Origin of the sequence: Paraburkholderia sp. UYCP14C (assembly GCF_004197395.1) — a bacterium.
Taxonomy (GTDB): domain Bacteria; phylum Pseudomonadota; class Gammaproteobacteria; order Burkholderiales; family Burkholderiaceae; genus Paraburkholderia.
Map to the genome: position 1 here is coordinate 1 of NZ_SELS01000346.1, position 475 is coordinate 475.

General features: G+C 67.2%; 1 pseudogene. It reads right to left on the minus strand.

Going from position 1 to position 475, the window contains the following annotated elements:
* Positions 1 to 475 (minus strand): annotated as a pseudogene (locus EVC45_RS45170) (EscN/YscN/HrcN family type III secretion system ATPase); the annotation flags it as partial.

The window sequence follows — 475 nt, forward strand, 5'->3', positions numbered from 1 at the left end:
GCCTCGTCGGCAAGCGGGTTACCGCCGGCCTGATATTCGCCTATCTGCAACAGCAGCTCGACCTCGCGATGCTTGGACAGCAGCTCGCGCAGCCGGGCCGCCGCGCGCACATAGTCGGCAGTCGTGACTTGCGGCATCACGCGCGAGAGACTCCCGAGCACGTCGATTGCGGGATACTGGTTTTTTGCGGCGATTTCGCGCGACAGAATCATGTGTCCGTCGACGATCCCGCGGACTTCCTCGGCGATCGGATCGTTGCCCGACTCGTCCTCGGTGAGAACTGTGTAGAGCGCCGTGATCGAGCCCCGCTCGCCCATGCCGGCGCGCTCAACTAGCCGCGGCAGCTCGGCGAAGATCGACGGCGGAAAGCCTCGCCGGGCTGGCGGCTCGCCGGCCGCCAGCCCGATCTCGCGCTGCGCGCGCGCAAAACGCGTAAGCGAATCCATCATCAGCAGCACGCGCTGCCCGCGGTCGC